Source organism: Methanobrevibacter sp., assembly GCF_015062985.1.
Classification (GTDB): Archaea; Methanobacteriota; Methanobacteria; order Methanobacteriales; family Methanobacteriaceae; genus Methanocatella.
In genome coordinates this window covers 3,807-4,930 of the sequence record NZ_SUTI01000039.1, presented here as the reverse complement: position 1 = coordinate 4,930, position 1,124 = coordinate 3,807, and the positions used below count along the sequence as shown (strand labels likewise).

Here is a 1,124-nt window from a genome sequence, read left to right as displayed (position 1 = left end):
AAGTTGATAATATGACAGAACTCGAATTAACCAATGAATGGGATAAGGTATTTCCCAAATCAGACAAAGTACATCACGAAAAGGTGACCTTCACCAACAGATACGGAATAACACTTGCAGCAGATTTATTTAAGCCATTGGATGCTGATGCTAAATTGCCTGCTATCGCCGTATGCGGACCATTCGGAGCCGTGAAAGAACAGTCATCTGGATTATACGCACAAAAACTTGCAGAAAACGGATTTTTAACAATAGCTTTTGACCCGTCATTCACAGGTGAAAGCGGTGGATTTCCAAGATATATGGCATCTCCCGACATCAACACAGAAGACTTCCAGGCAGCAGTTGACTTTTTAGTTACCAATGATGAAGTTGACGCTGAAAAAGTAGGAATTCTCGGTATATGCGGATGGGGAGGAATGGCCCTGAATGCAGCAAGTCTTGACACACGTATCAAGGCAACAGTCACCTCCACAATGTACAACATGACCCGTATCAACGCAAAAGGATACTTTGACGAGGCAGACAGTCCGGATGCAAGATATGAAATGAAAGTCATGCTCAACAACCAAAGAACCGAGGACTTCAAAAACGGTGAATATGCAATGGGCGGAGGAGTAGTCGATCCGTTACCGGATGATGCACCATTCTTTGTAAAGGACTACTATGACTACTATAAAACCGAAAGGGGTTATCACAAACGCTCCTTGAATTCCAATGACGGCTGGACAGCAATTGGTACAATGTCATTCATATCCCAACCGATTATTGCATACTCCGATGAGATACGCTCCGCAGTACTGATTATTCACGGGGAAAAGGCTCACTCATGCTATTTCTCAAAAGATGAGTTTGAAAAATTGACCGGTGAGAATAAGGAACTTATGATCATCCCAGATGCAGTTCACACCGACCTGTATGATGATATGGATATCATTCCATTCGATAAAATCATTGAATTTTATAATGAAAACTTATAAAATTCCTCTTTTTATTTTTTTAATTATTCCCAATTTTAACAGATTGAACCGGATATCTATGGATTTAGGATTTATGCATAATCTTTAGGATAATTATTTATAAAATTTTATTTAAATATTAATTTGAGGAAGTTATATGGGTCT

Annotated in this window: 1 protein-coding gene; it reads left to right on the top strand. The window is 39.1% G+C overall.

The annotated features are described in order from the left end of the window. Positions 1–980 (top strand): alpha/beta hydrolase (locus E7Z77_RS09650; protein ID WP_292753542.1); only part of this gene is annotated, 980 nt, incomplete at its 5' end. Between the last annotated feature and the right edge of the window lie 144 nt (positions 981–1,124).